Source organism: Aminobacter sp. Piv2-1 (genome assembly GCF_037625995.1).
In the GTDB taxonomy this organism is placed as follows: Bacteria; Pseudomonadota; Alphaproteobacteria; order Rhizobiales; family Rhizobiaceae; genus Aminobacter.
In genome coordinates, this window is the sequence record NZ_JARKMU010000008.1 from 1 (window position 1) to 19,725 (window position 19,725).

At 62.4% G+C, this 19,725-nt stretch carries 14 protein-coding genes; 2 read left to right on the forward strand and 12 right to left on the reverse strand.

Annotated elements, in window-relative coordinates; genetic code table 11:
• Positions 1 to 518: 518 nt before the first annotated feature.
• The 6 genes from AmiPiv_RS15485 to AmiPiv_RS15510 form a co-directional block, all read right to left on the reverse strand.
• Positions 519 to 4,556, reverse strand: coding sequence for a hydantoinase B/oxoprolinase family protein (locus AmiPiv_RS15485; RefSeq protein WP_340038380.1), 4,038 nt, complete (start codon positions 4,554 to 4,556; stop codon positions 519 to 521).
• A gap of 169 nt (positions 4,557 to 4,725) precedes the next feature.
• Positions 4,726 to 5,286, reverse strand: a complete 561-nt coding sequence (locus AmiPiv_RS15490) for a MarR family winged helix-turn-helix transcriptional regulator (RefSeq protein ID WP_340038381.1) — start codon at positions 5,284 to 5,286, stop codon at positions 4,726 to 4,728.
• A 298-nt stretch (positions 5,287 to 5,584) separates the two neighbouring features.
• Entirely contained in the window at positions 5,585 to 6,223 is a 639-nt protein-coding gene (locus AmiPiv_RS15495; RefSeq protein WP_340038382.1) for a class I SAM-dependent methyltransferase, read from the reverse strand.
• Between the two features lie 186 nt (positions 6,224 to 6,409).
• Positions 6,410 to 7,768, reverse strand: a complete 1,359-nt coding sequence (glyA, locus tag AmiPiv_RS15500) for a serine hydroxymethyltransferase (RefSeq protein WP_340038383.1) — start codon at positions 7,766 to 7,768, stop codon at positions 6,410 to 6,412.
• Between the two features lie 167 nt (positions 7,769 to 7,935).
• On the reverse strand, positions 7,936 to 9,114 hold the full coding sequence (locus tag AmiPiv_RS15505; protein ID WP_340038384.1) for an FAD-dependent monooxygenase: 1,179 nt from the start codon (positions 9,112 to 9,114) through the stop codon (positions 7,936 to 7,938).
• 67 nt (positions 9,115 to 9,181) lie between these two features.
• Complete coding sequence (locus tag AmiPiv_RS15510; protein WP_340038385.1) at positions 9,182 to 10,078, reverse strand: LysR substrate-binding domain-containing protein; 897 nt, start codon at positions 10,076 to 10,078, stop codon at positions 9,182 to 9,184.
• Between the two features lie 29 nt (positions 10,079 to 10,107).
• Here AmiPiv_RS15510 and AmiPiv_RS15515 point away from each other — a divergent pair, with 29 nt between their 5' ends.
• Complete coding sequence (locus AmiPiv_RS15515; RefSeq protein WP_340038386.1) at positions 10,108 to 11,112, forward strand: bile acid:sodium symporter family protein; 1,005 nt, start codon at positions 10,108 to 10,110, stop codon at positions 11,110 to 11,112.
• Positions 11,113 to 11,460: 348 nt separating this feature from the next.
• On the opposite strand, the gene AmiPiv_RS15520 is transcribed toward AmiPiv_RS15515, so the two are convergent.
• Positions 11,461 to 12,093: a Fic family protein gene (locus tag AmiPiv_RS15520; protein ID WP_340038387.1), complete on the reverse strand. Its 633-nt coding sequence runs from the start codon at positions 12,091 to 12,093 to the stop codon at positions 11,461 to 11,463.
• 378 nt (positions 12,094 to 12,471) lie between these two features.
• Here AmiPiv_RS15520 and AmiPiv_RS15525 point away from each other — a divergent pair, with 378 nt between their 5' ends.
• Positions 12,472 to 13,818: a tyrosine-type recombinase/integrase gene (locus tag AmiPiv_RS15525; protein WP_340038388.1), complete on the forward strand. Its 1,347-nt coding sequence runs from the start codon at positions 12,472 to 12,474 to the stop codon at positions 13,816 to 13,818.
• A 385-nt stretch (positions 13,819 to 14,203) separates the two neighbouring features.
• Here the strand turns inward: AmiPiv_RS15525 and AmiPiv_RS15530 are convergent, their stop codons facing one another.
• The 5 genes from AmiPiv_RS15530 to AmiPiv_RS15550 form a co-directional block, all read right to left on the reverse strand.
• Entirely contained in the window at positions 14,204 to 15,151 is a 948-nt protein-coding gene (locus AmiPiv_RS15530) for an ornithine cyclodeaminase family protein (protein WP_340038389.1), read from the reverse strand.
• Positions 15,152 to 15,398: 247 nt separating this feature from the next.
• Positions 15,399 to 16,217 carry a pyrroline-5-carboxylate reductase gene (gene proC / locus AmiPiv_RS15535; RefSeq protein ID WP_340038390.1) on the reverse strand — a complete coding sequence of 273 codons (819 nt, stop codon included), beginning with the start codon at positions 16,215 to 16,217 and terminating at the stop codon, positions 15,399 to 15,401.
• A 1-nt stretch (position 16,218) separates the two neighbouring features.
• Entirely contained in the window at positions 16,219 to 17,460 is a 1,242-nt protein-coding gene (locus AmiPiv_RS15540) for a M20 metallopeptidase family protein (protein ID WP_340038391.1), read from the reverse strand.
• 1 nt (position 17,461) lies between these two features.
• Positions 17,462 to 18,529, reverse strand: coding sequence for a threonine aldolase family protein (locus AmiPiv_RS15545; RefSeq protein WP_340038392.1), 1,068 nt, complete (start codon positions 18,527 to 18,529; stop codon positions 17,462 to 17,464).
• Between the two features lie 196 nt (positions 18,530 to 18,725).
• Positions 18,726 to 19,646 (reverse strand): LysR family transcriptional regulator, encoded by a 921-nt coding sequence (locus AmiPiv_RS15550; RefSeq protein ID WP_340038393.1) that lies wholly within the window; start codon positions 19,644 to 19,646, stop codon positions 18,726 to 18,728.
• Positions 19,647 to 19,725 lie beyond the last annotated feature (79 nt).

A 19,725-nucleotide genomic window follows, 5' to 3' on the forward strand; every position in this document is an offset into this window, starting at 1 on the left:
TTCAGTTTTCAAAGAACAGACATCATCAGACGTGACGTCGCGGGCCAGTTCGCTTTTCGGCTTCAGGCCCTGTGAGTGTCGCTTGCGCGGCTCTCGTGATTTCGGTCAACTCGGGGTCGAAGAGGCTTCTTTCGAAGCGAACTCCGGGGCCGCCAGCGGCGCGCCGCCCTCGTTGTTGAGGCGTATATAGTCGCCGCCCCTTCAAACTGTCAACGACCTTTTTCCGACTTTTGCGAATTTTTTGCGACAAAAACCCAGACCCCTTAAAAACCCTGCGTAAGGCCCACCAAGAAAGTCCAGACACTCCCGATCCACCCAAAGACAAGCCGCAATCTGGACGGGAAATCAAAGACTTGAATCATCCCTGGACGGGAAACCGGCAAACGAATCCCGAATCCCGGGGCCGAAAAAAGTTCGGCCGGGCGCAAAAAATCTGCACCCGGCCGCCAGAAAAATGATTCAGGGCCGATTCACGGGGCGAATCCCCTGGTGCATCGCCCGATGAATCATTCGAGGGTTCACTCGGGACCGAATCCGCCCGGCGTCGGGGTGATCACCACCACCGCTTCGCCCGCTTCGAGTACCGTCTGGTCGCAGGCCTTGAGCACGTCGACCGAACCGTCGTTGCGGCGGACCTTGGTCGCGCCCTTCTCGCCGGCGCCGCCGCCGTCGAGCCCGAGCGGCGGACGCGAGCGGTGCGAGGAGAGGATCGAGCACTCCATCCTTTCCAGGAAGCGGATCGTCCGCTTGGTGCCGTCGCCACCCGGCCAGCGGCCCTTGCCGCCCGAACCCTCGCGGATGCGGAAATCCTCGAGCAGGACCGGAAAGCGCAGCTCGAGGATCTCGGGGTCGGTGAGGCGCGAGTTGGTCATGTGCGTATGAACGCCCGAGGTGCCGGCAAAGCCTCTGCCATCATTCATGCGGCCGGCGGGCGAGCCAGAGCAGATCGTCTCATAATATTGATAGGTGGCGTTGCCGAAGGTCAGGTTGTTCATCGTACCTTGGCCATTGGCGAGCGCCCCCATGGCGCCGAAGATGGCGTTGGTGACATGCTGCGAGGTCTCGACATTGCCGGCGACGACGGCGGCTGGATAGGCCGGGCGCAGCATCGAGCCGTCGGGGATGACGATGTCGATCGGCCGGAGGCAGCCGGCATTCATCGGGATCTGGTCCTCGACCATGACGCGGAAGGCATAAAGCACGGCGGCACGGGCTACGGGCTCCGGCGCATTGAAGTTGTTCTTCATGACCGGCGAGGTGCCGGTGAAGTCGACCGTCGCCTTGCGTGCGGCGCGGTCGACCGAGATCCTGACCTTGATCACCTGGCCGGTGTCGGTCGGGTATTCATATTCGGAGTGGTCCGGCAGGCGGTCGAGGACGCGGCGCACGCTTTCGGCGGCATTGTCCTGGACATGGCCCATATAGGCTTCGACGACGTCGAGGCCGAAATGGCTGACCATCTTCCTGAGTTCCGCCACGCCCTTTTCGTTGGCGGCGATCTGGGCCTTGAGGTCGGCGATGTTCTGACCCGGGTTGCGCGCCGGGTAGCGATGGTCGGTGAGCAACTGGTGCAGTTCCGCCTCGCGGAAGCTGCCGCGCTCGACGAGGCGGAAGTTGTCGAACAGCACGCCCTCCTCGTCGACCGTCGTCGCAAGAGGCGTCATCGAGCCGGGAGCGGTGCCGCCGACATCGGCATGATGGCCGCGGGCGGCGACCCAGAAGAGGATTTTCCGCGACTGGCCAATCTCCTCCCCTGTGGGGGAGATGCCTGGCAGGGCAGAGGGGCGCAACATGGAGAGCTGACCTGCGGGATTGGCCGACTGAGAGGATTGCGGGAAAGCGCCCCCCTCTGTCGCCTGCGGCGACATCTCCCCCACAAGGGGGGAGAACCGGCCCTCCTCCTCCTCGAACACCGGCGTGACGACGGTGATGTCGGGCAGGTGCGTACCGCCATTGTAAGGAGCGTTGAGGGCGAAGACGTCGCCGGGATGGATGTCGCCCTCGTTCAGGCGGATGATGCTCTCGACCGAACGGTCCATCGAACCGAGATGCACCGGCATGTGCGGGGCATTGGCGACGAGCGCACCGTGGCGGTCGAAGACCGCGCAGGAGAAATCGAGCCGCTCCTTGATGTTGACCGAATAGGCGGTGTTCTGCAGCGTCACGCCCATCTGTTCGGCGATCGACATAAACAGGTTGTTGAACACTTCGAGCATGACGGGGTCGGCGGCGGTGCCGATGGCGGCGCGGCGCTCCTTCTTCTCGATACGCCGCATCAGCACGTGGTCGCGGGCGGTGATCTCGGCCAACCAGCCGGGTTCGACCACGATCGTTTGATGACTCTCTATGATGAGGGCAGGTCCCGTCACCTTGTGGCCGGGCTTCATGGCGGCGCGGCGGAAGACGCCGGCATCGTGCCAGGCGCCCTCGGTGAAGATTTTTCTCACCTCGGAGGCCTTGGCCGGCTTGGCCTCCAGGGCGGCCTCGCGTTCGGAGAGCCCGCGGGCGCTGCCGTCACGGCCTTCGAGCGCCACAGCTTCGACCACCGTCGGCTTGTCTTTATATATGAAGCCGAACTGCGCCTTGTGGGCGGCCTCGAACGCGGCCCTGGCGGCGGCGATCGAGCCATGCTCGAATCCGACCGGCAGAGCGGTGTCGGTGCCGTCATAACGGATATGCAGGATCGGCCGCACGACGACGTCCTTTTCCGCGATCGCCTGCCCCGCGAGCTCGGCCAGAACCTCGGTGCGCAGATCGCCGATCAAGGCTTCGATCCGGCCACGCGACTCTTCGGTCAGCGGCTTGAGCAGCGCCTGCTGGCGCGCGGCGAAGACCGAGGACAGGCCGATGCCATAGGCCGACAGCAGGCCGGAGAAGGGATGGATCAGCACCGCCTCCATGCCGAGTGCGTCGGCCACCAGGCAGGCATGCTGCCCGCCGGCGCCGCCGAAGCAGTTGAGCAGGTACTCGGTGACGTCGTAGCCGCGCTGGACCGAGATCTTCTTGATGGCGTTGGCCATGTTCTCGACGGCGATGGTGACGAAGCCTTCGGCGACGGCTTGCGGGTTGCGGCCGTCGCCGATCTCGTTTGCCATGGCGCTGAATTTCTCGCGCACGACTTCGGCATCCAGCGGCTGGTCCTGGGCAGAACCGAAAATCGCCGGGAAGAAATCGGGCTGCAGCTTGCCGAGCATGACGTTTGCGTCGGTGACGGCGAGCGGGCCGCCGCGACGATAGCAGGCGGGGCCTGGATTGGCGCCGGCGGAACCGGGTCCGGCACGGAAGCGGCCGGCCTCGAAATGCAGCACCGATCCGCCGCCGGCGGCGACCGTATGGATGCGCATCATCGGCGCGCGCACGCGCACGCCGGCGACCTCGGTGTCGAAGCTGCGCTCGTAGTCGCCATCATAATGCGCGACGTCGGTGGAGGTGCCGCCCATGTCGAAGCCGATGACCTTGTCGAAGCCGGCGAGCTTCGCCGTCTCGACCATGCCGACGACGCCGCCGGCCGGGCCGGACAAAAGCGCGTCCTTGCCCTGGAACAGGTCGGCTGCGGTGAGGCCGCCGGAGGACATCATGAACATCAGGCGGGGCTGATCTGTCTCGCCCCCCTCTGGCCTGCCGGCCATCTCCCCCACAAGAGGGGAGATCACGCCTTCATCTCCTCCGCGCCCCAAGGCTACAGGATCGTCGGCGCCGGCCGAGCTGCCAATCTCCCCCATTGTGGGGGAGATGCCAGGCAGGGCAGAGGGGGGCAACGTGGAGCGCTGACCTTCGACGCTCTCCGGAGAGGCCGGCGGGACAGCGCCCCCCTCTGTCGGCTCCGCCGACATCTCCCCCGCAAGGGGGGAGATCGGCGTTGCGCCCAGCTCACCCGCCACCTGCTGCACATACCGCGACAGGATCGGCGACAGATAGGCATCGACGACAGTCGTGTCGCCCCGCCCGACCAGCTTGATCAGCGGCGAGACCTCATGGCTGACCGACACCTGGGAGAAGCCGCATTTGCGGCAGACGGCGGCGACGGCGCGTTCGTGCTCGGGGAACTTCCAGGCATGCATGAAGACGATGGCGACGGCGTCGATGCCGTCGGCCCTGGCCTGCATCAGGATCGGCTTGATCTCGGCGATGTCCAGCAGCCGCTCGACGCAGCCGTCGACCCGCACCCGCTCGTCGACCTCGACGACGCGCTCGTAGAGCTGCTCGGGCAGGATGATTTCCTTGGCGAAGATGTCCGGGCGCGCCTGGTAGGCGATACGCAAGGCATCGCGGAACCCCTTGGTAATGAGAAGAAGGACACGGTCGCCCTTGCGCTCGAGCAGCGCATTGGTAGCAACTGTCGTGCCCATCCTGATGTCGCCGATGCTGCCGGGCGAGATGGGCGCGCCGGGCTCGAGGCGTAGCAGGTCGCGGATCCCCTGGATCGCGGCATCGCGATAGGCCTCGGGATTCTCCGACAGCAGCTTGCGCGGATGGAGGCCGCCCTCAGGGTCGCGGCCGATGACGTCGGTGAAGGTGCCGCCACGGTCGATCCAGAAATCCCACTTGCCCGACATGACGCTCTCCCGACCTGCTGCGGCGCGCTCGTGCGAGCACGATACGCGCGGATGCGAGGAAGCGGGAACGCAGCCGATCCGTCAAGGGTAGCGGAGTTCCTGGCCTTGTTGTCGCGCATGCTGACCAAGCGCGCCCCGGGGGGCGGTTCCGCTTCTGCCGCAACCAGCCTCAGTCGCCGAACTTGGCCGTGGCGAGGGCCGCGCGGCCATGTTTGTTGTTGGCTTCGAGCAGGTTGATCAGGGTGGCAAGGAACGTCTCGCGCTCGTGCTCGCCGAGCGTGTCGAGCAGCCGCTCCTGGGCGCGGCTCATCGCCGGATGCATGGCCGCCACCAGCTTCTCGCCCTCGCCGGTGAGACGCGTCAGCACCATGCGCTTGTCCTCGGTGCTGCGACTGCGCTCGACCAGGCCGCGCTGGGCCAGCCGCGACAGCACGTCGGCGACATTGGTGCGGTCGATGCCAAGCGCCTGGGCAAGCGAGATCTGGTCGGAATCGGGATTGCCGGAGAGAATGGTAAGCAGCCCGTATTGCACCGGCGTGATGCCAAAGCCCTCGCACTCCTCGAAAAACAGCGCGTAGTGCACCTGGTGCAGCCGGCGGATGAGATAGCCCGGCCGCTTCCACAGAGGCAGTCGATCGATCAGCTGCTGCAGCTCGGAATTGGGCTGGCGCAGGTCGGCCGCCGCCGGCTTGTTCGCCCGTGTCGCTTCACTGCTTGCCGACTTGGCCACCTGGCGCTTCCCTGCTTCCGACCTGCCATTTGTCTAGCCCTTGCCGGGCCCGCGGGAAAGAGCGGTACCGCCTCATATTTTCGACCGCCCAGCATGCCCAAAGCCATTCGCCTGGTTGCAGCGAACGCCTTGTCCGGCAAGGCGTTGCACCTTGCGCACGCAATAAGCGCTTGTTGGGAAGCATGGAAAAGGAAACCTTCATGGCGCAGGAACCGTGGCGCCACAGCAGCCCTACCGGCCTTCGCCGCGGCCCTTCCGAGCCCTGCAGGCAGACGCTTTCTTGGAGCGACTGCCGCCACTACCGTTTGTGCGCAACGATATAGGGCCGGTTGTCGTTGCCCCTGGTCGAGTGGATTTCCGTCGCAACAATCTCGAAGCCCGCCGCGGAAATGAGGCGGGCCAGCTCTGCGGTGCTGAACGCGCCGGCATGGGGCGCCAGCCCGGTGGCGCGCATCGCAGGCAGCAGGACAAGGCGGATCAGCGGGTTCATGTCGCCGAGGCAGGGGGTCTTGGAGATGAACAGGCCGTCGGCGGCAAGCAGCGCGTGAATGCGCCGCAAGGTCCCGGGCAGGTCGCGCACCAGGTGGAGATAGTTGAAGCCGAGAACCGCATCGAACTGTCCGATTTCGAGCTCGGTCGACTCGGCGGTGGCGATGCGGAATTCGAGCCGCGGCACGGGGTTCGCGCGGTGCCTTTCCTCGGCAATTGCGATCATGCCCTCGGAAAAGTCGGTGGCGAGATAGCTCTTCACCTCGCCAGCCAGGCGAAGCGCTGTCGTACCGGTTCCGCACCCCAGCTCCAGCACCCTGTCGGCGGTCCCCAGCAGACTCCGGGTCCGGCTCAGCGTGCGGGCGTAGCCATCCTGGTCGGTTACGGCAGACTTGGCGTACTTCCTAGAGGTTCGATCCCAGAAGCGGGCGTCACTGGTTATGCTCATGGAGCTAGCGGGCCTTGTGCCGAAGAAACCGTCAAAGCTGTCGGGGCACTGATGAAATCAGACTCAGGTGCCGCAAATATCCCAAAACAACAACGTTGCAGCAACATTGCAGCCCGGAAAGCAGTTTGACCAGCACCGGCGCTTTTTTACGCGCGGCTCCCGCCACCGCGGATGCTGACGTCGTGACTATGCCGGCAATCCCGTCTCAAAGCAGTAGTAGAGCGTGCGAAATCCCGAGCGCAGGGCGAGCGCGCCCCGCTTCACGCTCTCCGGGCTCTCGCGGCGCACGATGACGCGTGCGATGAGACCTGCGATCTCGTCCATCTCGGCCTCCTTCATGCCGTAGCGCGTCATCTCGGTCGTGCCCATGCGCAGACCGCCCGGAAAATCCCAATCCCTGGGGGTGTCGCTCGGGATCAGGTTCTTGTTGACGATGATGTTGGCCCGCTCGAGCGTCTGGGCGCATTCCAGCCCGCGGCCGAAATCGCGCGCGTCCGCGATTGCCTGGTGCGTTGTCGTAAAGCCTTTGTGGCGGCCCAGCATCGGCAGGCCACGCGCGTCGAGCCCCCGGGCAAGCGCCTGGGCGTTCTTGACGACCTGCGCCATGAACATCTCGCCAAAGGCGATCGCCTCGGCGGTCGCGAGCGCCAGCGCCGCGACGCGATTGACCTGATGCGTGGCGGCCCAGATCGGGAACACGGCCGTCGTCACCTTCTCCGTAATCATCGGGTCGTCCCAGACGATGATGCCCGATTGCGGACCGGCGAAGGTCTTGCCAGCCGAACCCGTCATGATGTCCGCGCCCTCCTTGAGCGGATCCTGGAACTGGCGGCCGCCGATCAGGCCGAGCTGATGGGCAGCGTCGAAGAACAGGCGTCCGCCCCATTCGCCGATCACGGCCTTCATCTCCGCCAGCGGCTGCGGGAACAATGTCATCGACAGACCGAGCGCCACCAAGGGCGGGCGCACTGCCAGCGCAACCTTGCGAAACGTATCGACGTCAACGACCAGTTCGTCCGGGTCGATCGGGATGTCGACGACCTTGCGGCCCATGACCCCGACCGGTCCATCGAGGCGATTGGACGAATGCCCCCCCACCGGCTGCGCCGCGCTCATGACGATGTCGCCGGGCTGCGACAGTGCCGTGTAGACTACTGCATTGCCGATCATGCTCGCGCACATGCGGTGATCGGCGTAGTTGCAGCGGAAATAGCGCTTCAGCAACTCGACGCAGAGGGCTTCGAGCTCGTCAATGTGACGCGTGCCCGCGAACCAGCGGTTGACCTTGCCGATATGCCCTTCGGCCGCTCGCGTGCCGATCTCGGCCCCCAGCAGCGCGCGCACGCCTGGGCTGGTCGGCGCCTCGGGCGCCAACAGGTTGATGCAGTCCTGGCCGCGCCATTGCGCGTTGCGGGCGACGGCGGCCTTGACCGCCTCACCCATGTCGCGCGCATCTGCGCAGGCATCCAGTATGGCATTGGCGGCGGCAAGCGCGTCGCGGTCGTGCACTTCGATCCGGTTGTGGGCAAGGCGTGTGTCGGTCATGGCGGACGCTCCTCTGGATCGTCCCGTAGCCATCGCCTGCAAGTGTTTCTACGCGGACGCAATCGGATTGCCGAAGGCAATCGGAATCCTCGCAATTATAAATCCGCAAGGCCCGCGGGTCGACACGTTCCAAGGGTGCTGCTGCTAGCCACCAAAGTCCGAACCCGTCACGCCCGCCGGCGCGCGGCTACCGTGGCCTTGTCGTAGCCGGCGACCCTTCTTGTAGCTGTTCGACATCGCCGCCAGCTCGTCCTGGGAGATGACATCCTCCAGCCGGGCGAAGGGCTTGTCGCCGGTACGCTCGTAGACCTCCTTGAGGATGACGTCGGGCGGGTGGTGCGGTTGGCGCGCACCACCGATGCCGTCGCCTCCAGGCGCTTGTCCTCATAGGCCTTGAGAATACCTGCGACGTCGCCGCCCGACGCAAAGCTGTCAGCGAGCGCACGCGCATCGAGGATCGCCTGGCCGGCGCCGTTGGAGCGCGCGGATACATCGGATGTGCCGCGTCGCCGAGCAGCGTGATGCGGCCAAAGCTCCAGCGGGAAAGCGGATCCTTGTCGACCATCGGATATTCGAGGATCGCATCGGCGCCGCGGATCAGGCCTGGCCCAGTCCTGCTGGTGATAGTCGGACGTCTCGATCTCGGCCACCCAGTTAATCAGCTGCCGACCCTCGGCGTCGAGCTTGTTGCGGATCGGGTAGATGACCAGCTTGCCGTGGGCGAGCCAGCCGGCGCGGACGTAGGATGCGCCGGTGAGATAGGGCTTCCACCAGGTGGTGCCGCGCCACATGTTGACGCCGGAATAGATCGGCGGGCCGTCGTCGGGTACGAGCTTGCGGCGGACAATGGAATGGATGCTGTCGCAGCCGACGATGGCCTCGCCCTGCCGGGCGGGGCGGTCCTCGCCGGTGCGGCTGTCGACGAAACGGGCGGTGGCCTCGCCGTCGCCCTGCTCTACGGCCACGCATTTCCAGCTGGCAACGACGCAGTCCAGGCCGGCGCGGTCGACTAGGGCGCGATAGAGGATCTGCTGCAGATCCCCCCGATGGATCTGGAACTGCGGGTAGTCGTAGCCGGCGAAGGTGCCCACCGGCTCCTTGTAGACGAGCTGGCCGAAGCGGTTGAAGAAGCAGGATTCGCGCGCCGTGACCGCGACTTCGGCCAGGGCCTCCAGCAGACCGAGTTCGGTCAGCTCGCGGCTGGCATGCGGCAGGATGGAAATGCCCACACCGATCGGCCTGATCTCCTGCGCGCTTTCATAGACGCGGAAGGGAATGCCTGCCTTCTCCAGCATCAGGGCCAGCGTCAGCCCGCCTATACCTGCCCCGATGATGATGACGTCCATGCGGCTCTCCGCTCGACAAACAACGTATACTGATTATTTCTTCGCAATCATGTGTTCGAAGGCCGCGCTACACGGCTTCCCGGAACGGCAGCTCGAATTCCTGGCGGGCATTGCGGTCGAGAATCTCCTCGGCGAGTGCGGCGGCAACGCCTGTCGGTTCGTTGGCGGCACTGGTCAGGATGAACTCGACCTCCTCGAGTTGCGGCAGCTGCGAGGTGGTGGGCAGCACGACGAGGCCTGCCGACACTATGCTACGCGGCTGGACCATGATGCCAAGGCCGGCACGCGCTGCCGCCTGCAGTCCGCTCAGGCTGCCGCTGGTGCAGACGATGCGCCAGGCAATGCCCTTGCGGTCGAGCGCCTCGATCGCCGCGACGCGGGTGATGCCGGGGCGCGAGAACAGGATGAGCGGCAACGGCTTGCCCGGCTCCACCACCGAGGCGTCGCGCGCCGCCCAGACGAGCCGCTCGGTGCGGACGGCAATGCCGCTGCGGGCTTCGCGCTGCTGATTGAGCCCGACGCGGCGCTTGGCGATGACGAGGTCGAGCACCCCGTCGTCGAGCAGCTCGAACAGGGTGCTCGACAGCGCGACCGTCAGCTCGAGCTCGACCGAGGGGTGGCGCTCGGTGAATTTATGCAAGACATCCGCGAGCCGCGTGGTGACAAAATCCTCCGAGGCGCCAAATCGGATGCGGCCGCTGAGCCGCGCTCCCTGCAGATAGCTTCGCGCCCGCTCGTTAGCGTCGAGTATCGAACGGGCAAAGCCCAGCATCGCCTCGCCATCCGGGGTCAGCATCACCGAATGCGTGTCGCGAACAAGGAGCCGGCGGCCGGTGGCCACCTCCAGCCGCCTGATGTGCTGGCTCACCGTCGACTGGCCGATCCGCAGGTGCACCGCGGCACCCGTGAAGCTGCGGGCGGTGGCAACCGCTACGAATGTCTGCAGGAGAATCGGATCGAACATGATCCCTCCGCGTGTTCACGAACCTGCGCTTGTTCTCCCGTTTTCGCCCAGACGTCTTCATCCTGCTGATGATCGCCTCGGTCGTGCTGGCCTCGCTGCTGCCGGCGCAAGGCAGCTTCACGAGTGCCTTCGGCACCGCCACCAACCTCGCCATCGCGCTGCTCTTCTTCCTGCATGGGGCACGCCTGTCGCGCGCCACCGTCATTGCCGGCATGACCCATTGGCGATTGCACTTCCTGGTCTTCTCCTCAACCTTCGTGCTGTTCCCGATCCTCGGGCTGGCACTCGGGCTGCTGGTGCCGAGCGTGCTGCCGGCGGCGCTCTATGCCGGGGTGCTGTTCCTGTGCGTGCTGCCGTCGACAGTACAGTCGTCCATCGCCTTTACCGCTCTTGCCGGCGGCAACGTGCCGGCCGCCGTGCGCTCGGCTTCCGCATCGAACATCATCGGCATGTTCCTGACGCCGCTGCTGGTCGGGCTGCTCTTGACCAAGACGGGGAACGGAGCCGTGTCGCTGTCGGCGATCGAGGGTATCCTGCTGCAGCTGCTCGCCCCCTTCGTGGCGGGCCAGGCCCTGCAGCCCTTGCTGGCGGGGTGGCTTGGCCGACACAAATGGTTGACCACGGCGGTGGATCGCGGCTCGATCCTGATGGTGATCTATCTCGCCTTCTCGAAGGCGATGGTGTCCGGCCTGCGGCAGCAATTACCGGCGCAGTCGCTAGCCGTGCTCTTCGCCATCGCCGCCTTCTTGCTCTCGACCGTGCTCGCCATCACCATCTGCGCCAGCCGCTTCCTCGGTTTTTCCAGGCAGGACGAGATCACGGTTGCCTTCTGCGGCTCGCACAAGAGCCTCGCCTCAGGCGTGCCGATGGCCAATGTCATCTTCGACGGTCAGGAGATCGGCGCCATCGTGCTGCCGCTGATGCTCTACCACCAGCTGCAGCTGATGGTCTGCGCCTGGCTGGCGCGGCGCTATGCCGAGCGCCGTGCGGCGGAGAAGGCCTTGGTGCCGGGAACGCAAGAGGCGGCGGAGTAGAAAGGCAACCAAACACCTAGAGGGTGAAAGGTCTGGCGCCATGGCGGATGATAATGGGAACGTCTTACTCCATAGCCCTCCGTTGTGAAGGGCGAAGTCGTGCCAGGAACCACTGAAATTACAGGAAGATACCGGTCACGCCTTGTCTCTGGCGCACACAATGCGTCAGCATAGCTGTTAGCAGGCATCGGATAAACCTGCGCGCCAGTCAATATACTGCTGCTGAGCGGCGGCGGCTGCCTATCAGACCTTGAGGAGGTCGCGTAGGGGATCGAAGGCATAGAGTGCCGCGCGCCGCCCCGCTGCCGGTTCGATAGCTCGAAGCAGGCCTGCCTCAACTAGCCGGCGTTATAGTAGGCGTGCGGACGAGGCAGGAATGCCTGACCGCTCGACAAATCGATCATTCCGGAAGACGGGGCTGGCGAAAACGAAATCTAGCGCTTGGTCGTGGTATTGAGAATTCAGAGCTTCACGGAAACGCTCCCGCATCTCACTATGCAGAGCGAAAATGCTGTTCGCAGTCTGAATGTTGACGGCAACTTGCGCATGCATGGCTTGAAGGAAGAATACGGTCCATCCAGTCCAGTCGCCATCAGCGGAAACAGCTCGCATTTTCGCTATGTAGTCATCCTTATGTGCCTCAAAATATCCGGAGACAAAGAAATTTGGTTGGCTGATGATCCCCAGCTTCCAGAGCATTAAGGTAATGAGCATGCGCCCAATCCGACCGTTGCCGTCTTCAAACGGATGAAGAGCCTCAAACTCCACATGCATCAGGGCAGTGCGAATGAGCGGGCGCATCTTGCTTTCGTTCATGAACTTGACCAACTCACCCATAGCGGTGGCTAGCTGTTCAGGGGCTATCGGCGCGTAGTAGATTTTTCCTCGTCGATCATCACCGATATAGTTTTGTTCAACCTTGTAGGTGCCTGGGCGCTTACGGGCACCTCGCCCGATAAAGAGCAATTGTTGATGAGCCATCCTGATTAAGTGTTAGACTGAGGCGCGCCAGGAAATCCGCGAGTTCCTAGCTAGTGCACAAGCTGGTCGGCGACGAGCACGGCATGAGGTGTCACTCATGTCTTAGGCACAAACTGTTACCTATGTCTCCGGGGCATACAGGAAGAAGCTGGCGCACCCGACAGGATTCGAACCTGTGACCTCTGCCTTCGGAGGAAATTTTGGGGGCTTTCCGTTACGTTTCCCTTTGTACGCCGTAACTCGCCATCGCATTGATTCCGCATATTTTTTTTGACATCTGTGCCGAATTTCATAGGCTGCGGCAGGTCGAGATTTTCTCCCGGCTGCTTCCGTGGTGCTTCCGTGGAAGCCGATGAGGAGGCGCAAGAAAGGCAACTCATGACTAGGCTGACAAAGCGCGTTGTGGATGCTGCTGAAGTACGCGATGCGGATTACTTCATATGGGATGACGAGTTTCCCGGGTTTGGGCTGCGCATGTTTCGGTCCGGAAAGCGAAGCTACCTCGTCCAGTATCGCGCCGCCGGCCGGACGCGACGCTATACGATAGGGCCTCACGGCGTGTGGACGCCTGAGACCGCCCGTCGAGAGGCGCGGATGCTTCTCGGGCGAATTGCCCAAGGCGAGAATCCATCCGAAGAGCGGCGGCTTGATCACAGGGCGATCACTGTTAAGGAACTCTGCGAGCAGTATCTTGAGGACGCTGACAAGGGTCTGATCCTGGGCAAGGCGTGCCGGCCTAAGAAGATGTCGACGCTGACGATCGATAAGAGCCGGATCCGTCGTCACATCGTCCCCCTTCTCGGCACTCGTCGTGTGAAGGATGTTGCTTCATCCGACGTCAGTCGCTTTGTACGTGACGTCACCGCCGGAAAAACGAAAGCCAATGTGAAAACGAAGGCAAGAGGACGCGCGATTGTTCGCGGCGGGGCAGGAACAGCCGCGCGAGCAGTCGGCTTGCTCGGTGGCATCTTCACCTATGCAATAGAACAAGGGATCATCGAGAAGAACCCTGCTCACGGCATTCGGAAGCAAGCCGATCGCGTCAAAGACCGCCGCCTCACTGAGCAAGAGTATCGGGTACTCGGCGCGATTCTACGGAAAGCTTCGAAGAATGATGCCTTCGGCACCTCCGTCGCTGTCGGCCGTTTCCTAGCCCTCACGGGCTGTCGGCGAAGCGAAGCATTAAGCCTGAAGTGGAACGAGGTCGATGTTGAAAACAGCTGTCTTCGGTTCGAGGACAGCAAGGAGGGAACCTCAGTAAGGCCGGTTGGGTTGTCCGTCCTGGACATGACTGACGGTCTACGGATGGACGAGGCGAGCGCCTTCGTCTTCCAGGGCACGGTCGAGGGGAAGCCGCTGGTTGGCTTCCCTAAATATTGGAAGAAGGTTCTCAAGGGGACGACACTCGAGGACATAACACCTCACGTGCTTCGCCACAGCTTCGCCAGCATTGCCAACGATCTCGGTTTCACAGAAGCCACCGTTGCAGCGTTGCTTGGTCATTCCCGTGGCACAGTCACGAGCCGCTACATCCACACTATTGATACCGCACTGATCATGGCGGCCGACACAATCGCGGGCTACATCAATGGACTGCTGGACGGCATGGAGTTTAAGCGAACCTCCTATGCTCTCGATCGGGCGGCAAGGCAGGACGCGCTCTCTCGTTTGTTTTCCGAGGATGTGGCCGACGCGGATGCTGACGTCGAGGCGCTTGCCGCATAGCTTGGTGCAGGACGTGATGGCTATCGCGCGCCCGCCGAGAAGAACGGCGCAACGCCGAATTCTATCGCGCCAAAGACGAAATCCGCGGCCAGACTGGGGACGCACGCCATGCCGTGCGCCAGCAAAGAAGCCAGCCGATCCTGGAGGAACTCGAGCCGCGGACGCGCGAGAACCGGCAAGATGTCACCGGTCCCCGATGCGTTGCCGAAATACGCCTAGTTGCCTGGGCCATCCATTAGCTTCATGCGGGTCAGCACGTCCTGGATGACGGCGGGCTTCGCTAGCCAACCACCCAGCCCTCTCCCATGATGGCGTTCGCATCATCCGGATTGTCTTTGCATCGTCGACAGTCTCGACCCAGGCTCTTGTAGAGCCGGGTGCTGCCTTACAGGGAGTCAAACACCAATTTTGCTGCGACGAGATCCGCCAAGCCCGAACCGACTGCTTTGAAAAGCGTGATCTGGTTCGGGTTGCTCCTCCCCTTGATCGCAGCCGTTGCAAGCTCGGCGAGGGTGCCGCAAATATGATTTGGCGAGATGAGTCCGCTCGCGATCGGCTGTCTCAAATCTCCAGCCTCGTGTAGCGACTCAGGGGTGTCGACATAGACGGTCGCACGCAGCACCACCTCGGAGTCGGCTTCGCGCATGTGTGGTGTGAACCCGCCGATCAGGTCAACATGGGTCCCAGCTGAAAGCCAAGCGCCCTGAATCAATGGCGATGTAGCAAGTGTTGCCGCACTGATAATATCGGCATTTCTGACTCCTGCTTCGAGATCGTTTTCCACAAACGCCAAGAACCCCTTGTTGTTCAGATCGGTGACCATGCGGGCGGCGCCTTCAGGATTGATGTCCCAGACAGAAACCTCGGCAATCGGACGAACGGTGCGATACGCCTCAGGTATAAGACTTGCCACGCGGCCCGAACCCAGGACCAGCAGTTTGCGAGAGTCCTTGCGGGAAAGGTAACGCGCCGCGAGCGCCGAGGTCGCGACTGTCCGCCGTGCCGTGATGACATTGCCATCCAACATGGCTAGGGGGAGCCCCGTATCGCCATCGTAAAGGACATACGTTGAGGTGAGACCCGCCAAGCCTTTGGCCATGTTGCCAGGGAACACAGTCACAAGCTTGACCCCAAGAAATCTGACTTCGTCGGAGCTCTTGCTCCAGGCAGGCATCAGAAGCAACGTGGCGTCGGGCTGATTGTCCTTTTCGATGGTGTGATGGTGGCGCACAGGCACGACACAGCCTTGGGCGAACCCACGATCGAGCGCCTCCACCAATCGACTGTAGTCCAGGTGGCGCGACGTTGTTGCTGCGTCCGCGATCTTGAGCATGGCTATGTCTTCTCTTTTGAGAGCGGCAGCATCGTTTCAGTGCTCCGCCTTCGACGGGGTGGTAGCCCTAGCACTCGCGTGAACCCCACACTTGAGGCTGCCCAACTGCACTCGGCGGCTGTCTTGCGGACAGGTCCGTCGCGATTTTTCCCTGCGGCGGCAGATAGTCACAATACGAAGCGGAGGAAGCCTTTTTTGCACGCCAACACCTGCAAACATTCCCCAGTATTGTGTCGCATCTCGACAACTAACCACCTAGTTCACGCGCCCGCTCATGAGCGGCTCGGACAGCGCGTGCAAGCAGCAGGGCAAGCGTCTTTTCATGCTGAAGCACCGATAGACCTGCTTCCGTAGTACCCTTGGGGCTGGTCACTGCTACTTTTAGGCTCGAGGGTGGTTTAGTGCTGGAAACCAGTAGCCTTGCTGAGCCCAGCAGCATCTGGCGCACAAGCGTGTCAGCAACTTCGGGCGCAAGTCCTTCAGCGATCGCCGCCGAAATGAGGTCTTCGGCAATCGCGAAGACGAAACCCGGGCCGCTCCCTGAAATGGCTGTCGCCCTGTCGATATCGGACTCGCTGGATAACCATTCCACGCGTCCAATGCATGCAAGGAGTTCGGAGGCCAATATCCGGTCGTCCTTCGAAACCAGGTCGGCATCGGCGAATCCTACCGTCATGCTGTAACCGATCTCGGCGGCAAGGTTCGGCATCGTCCGGATCACTCGATCGGTCCGAAGCTTGGTACGAAGCGCCGGGGTCGTGATCCCGGCCATGATCGAGACAACCAACGCGCCTTCCGTGAAGCGCACGATCTCATCGACGGATTGGCTCAACATCTGCGGCTTGATCGCCAATAGCACAACGTCGAAGCGTTCAGCTTCCGACGCGGGCAACGTCTGGCGCAGCAAAACCAGTTCGGGACGCTTGAGAAGGGAGCGGGCGCGATCGACCGATGGGTCCACCGCGACAATCTCGACATTGGGATGCCGCTCGGCAATTCCGTTGATGATGGCCGCGCCCATGTTGCCGCAGCCGATGAAAAGCATACGTGACGATGCCAAGGTCATGTCAGGTCCTTTGGGAATTTGAGGGAAAGCTGGAGCTCACGGAAAGATCGACGATCCGCTCAAATACCGAAACGCCGAGTGGGATGAGATCGTCGTTGAAGTCGAAGTCCGGCGCGTGCAGGCGCGGCGAATTTTGACCTGCTCCGAGCCAGAAATAGGCGGAGGGCCATCTCTCAGCAAAGCAAGCGAAATCATCCGCCCCCATCGAGGGCTGAAGGCCAGTCACCAATTGAACGGCGGGCAGTTCTTGGGCTGCACGCCTCACTATCTCCGCACACTTGGGCGCATTCCGGGTTGCGGGACATCCGGGTTGGATTGCCACCTTCAGGTCGGTGTCATAGGCGGCGGCAATAGCCGCGGCCTTTTCGTCGATCCAACTCCAGGCCTCAGTTCGCGCCTCGTCGTTCAGGCAGCGTATGGCGCCGCGAAGCTCGGCGCGCGAGGGAATAGTCACATCCCCGCCACCGGCGATAAAATCGGTAATGCTGATCACAGCCTGTTCTTGGGCAGCACGTCGCCGGAGAAACGTCTGGTGCAAAAGGTCCGCGACCGCGCAGGCCGAGAGGATCACATCGCTCCCCTGCTGTGGCATCGCCGGATGCGACGACAGTCCCGATATCTCCAGGTTGAACCGGTCGGACGAGGCCATCAACGCATCATCAGGCGCAAAGACCGACCCAATCGCCATTCCTGGCATGTTGTGGAGACCGAACATCGCGCCGATCGGCAAATCGGAGAATGCAGGGTCGGCGAGCATATCACGAGCACCGGTGCCCGTTTCCTCTGCGGGCTGGAACACGAGAACCAGGTTGCAGCAGTGCCTGCCGGAGGCAGCCCGCTCGGCAAAGGCAAGAAGAATGGCCGTGTGGCCGTCATGACCACAAGCATGCATCACACCAGGGGCTTGCGACGCGTGATCCGCATCCGACGTTTCGCGGATCGGGAGAGCGTCGATGTCGGCTCGCAGCCCCACTGTGGGTGCTGTGGGATGATGATCAAGGCGTCCCACGACCCCGCGTCCACCAACGTTTTCGATGACTTTGTAGCCCCACTCCCGAAGCAGATGGGCAATGAGGACTGCCGTGCGTTCTTCCTTTCCGCTGAGCTCGGGGTGCTTGTGCAGCCACCGCCGAATGCGAATAGCGCGCAAGGTCTCCGGCTGCCGCTCAAAGAGGGAAGTGTCATACCCGTCCAACGGCGAGATGGCGTGCCCACAGGATATGTCCGTCGCGCGGTCCGACATCCTAGGCGACCTTGGAGTTGGACCTGATGTTGGCTTGGACCAATTGGGCGATGGTATCGATAGCGCGCTGGATGTCGTCGCGGCTGTGACCGATGAAGGGGATCGCCCGAATGGTGGTTTCGCCGAACGCTCCCATTCCGACGCCCTGCGCCTTGAGCCGAGCAACGAAATCGACGCCTTTCATGCCGGTTCCCGCGACATCGAAGAAGACGATATTGGTCTCGATGTCATCGGGATTGACCCGAATTCCCTCGATCTTTGAAAGGCCGATGGCGAGCATTTTCGCGTGCTCGTGGTCTTCTGCGATTCGATCGACATGATTATCGAGCGCATAAAGCCCCGCAGCCGCCAGAAAGCCGGCCTGGCGCATAGCGCCGCCAAGGCGTTGCTTCACACGCCATGCCGACTTTACGAAGTCCCGCTCGCCGGCGAGCACGCCACCCACTGGCGCGCCAAGTCCCTTGGAAAGGTCGATCCAGGCAGAGTCGAACTTCTCGGCATACCGTTTCGCGCTGATGCCGGACGCGATCTGGGCGTTCAGAAGCCGGGCGCCATCCATGTGCAGCTTGAGTCCCGCCTGACGCGCCTCGTCGACAACTTCGTCGATGGTCTCGATCGGCCAAACCCGCCCGCCGCCGAAATTCGATGTCTGCTCAACCACGACAAGGCGGCTTGGCTGGATGTATCGGCTGTCGGGTCGAATTGCCTTGCGCAAAGCCACCCTGTCGAAAATGCCATACCTGGTATCGATCGGATATATCGTCACCCCGGAGATCGCCGCAGGTGCGCCTGTCTCGGAATTCAGAATATGAGCAGTGCGGTCGCAGATGAGTTCGTCTCCCGGTCTGCAATGGACCGCGACGGCGGCTTCATTGCACATCGTGCCGGAAGGCATGAAGACGGCGGCTTCCTTGCCCAGCAGGTCGGCAACGCGTTCGCATAGTTTGAGAACCGTGGGATCCTCGTCCTTCTGCTCGTCGCCGACGACCGCCGTCATCATGGCTTTTCGCATGCCATCGGTGGGAAGGGATTTCGTGTCGCTGTAGAGGTCGATGAATGCCTGGGCCATGTATCCGCTTCCAACCGCTGGACTGTGTTCGATGGCGTCAGCGTAAGAAGCAGTACCCGTCAAATCCAATTCAATGTTAGGTGCATTCGATCCGGTTTTGATATGGTCACGACAAGGGCGGCGTCTTGCGCTGGCAAGGCACCATAACCAGCGTCGTCGTTCACCTTCGTCGTATCCTGGACGAAGCGCCTGCCCATCAGGCGGAGAGATATGCCTCGGCGCGGGCTAGGCCGTTGTCTCTAGCGGACTTCAACTCTGCCACGAACATTTCGATCAGCGGCGACGTCGGCCGATGCTTTGCCCGAAGCAGCGTCGAATGAAATGACTCGCCTGCGGAAAAGCGGCGCATCGCCAGACCTTGCTCGATATAGTCAAGCGCCGTCAGCGGATTTACCACGGCAATGCCGCATCCTCGCGCCGCCATTGCGCAGGCAGTACTTGTGTTCGGTGTTTCGATAACCAGGTGCCTTCGAATTCCGGCGGCCTCAAACACCCGGTCGAGTCTGCGGCGGTATGGATCGCGGTCGCTGAGAAAGATGGAACTGACGCCTTCCAGGTCGCCCGGATCGATGATCGACCGATTTGCCATTGGATGGTCGGAGGACATCACACACACTTCACGCGGCGCGCAAAATGGCTCGCATGTCGCGCCATGGGAGGTGACTTCATAAGCGGCAATCCCCAGGTCGAACTTTTGCTCGTCGATAAGCTCACTGATCGACCATGACATTTGGGTGTCGATGGTGAGGGACACATCGTTGTGCTTGGAAAGGAAGCTTGCAGCGACATCAGCGATGAAGCCATGAGAAAAGGCTGGTGCGCACACCACGCTGATGTTGCCGTTCTGGAAACTCTTCAGGCTCGCGCCGGCCCGCTCGAGATAATCGAGGCCGCGGAATGCCTTGTCCACGTCGGCCAAAAGTGCATGCGCGTGGGCCGTGGGCACCAACCGTCCCTTAACCCGGTCGAACAGGCGTATCCCCACCACTGTTTCGAGTTGGTTTATTGATCTGGAGACTGCAGGCTGTGAGGTGCAAAGCACTTCAGCCGCTGCTGTGACGGTACCTACAGCCATGACCGTCTTGAAGCACTCGACCATCTTGAAGGTCAATCTCATGTCACATCCCCATATCAAAATCGCATGAACGGTCCTCATATTATTATTTGCTGGGCATGCCTGTCTGCTGTCAATTAGC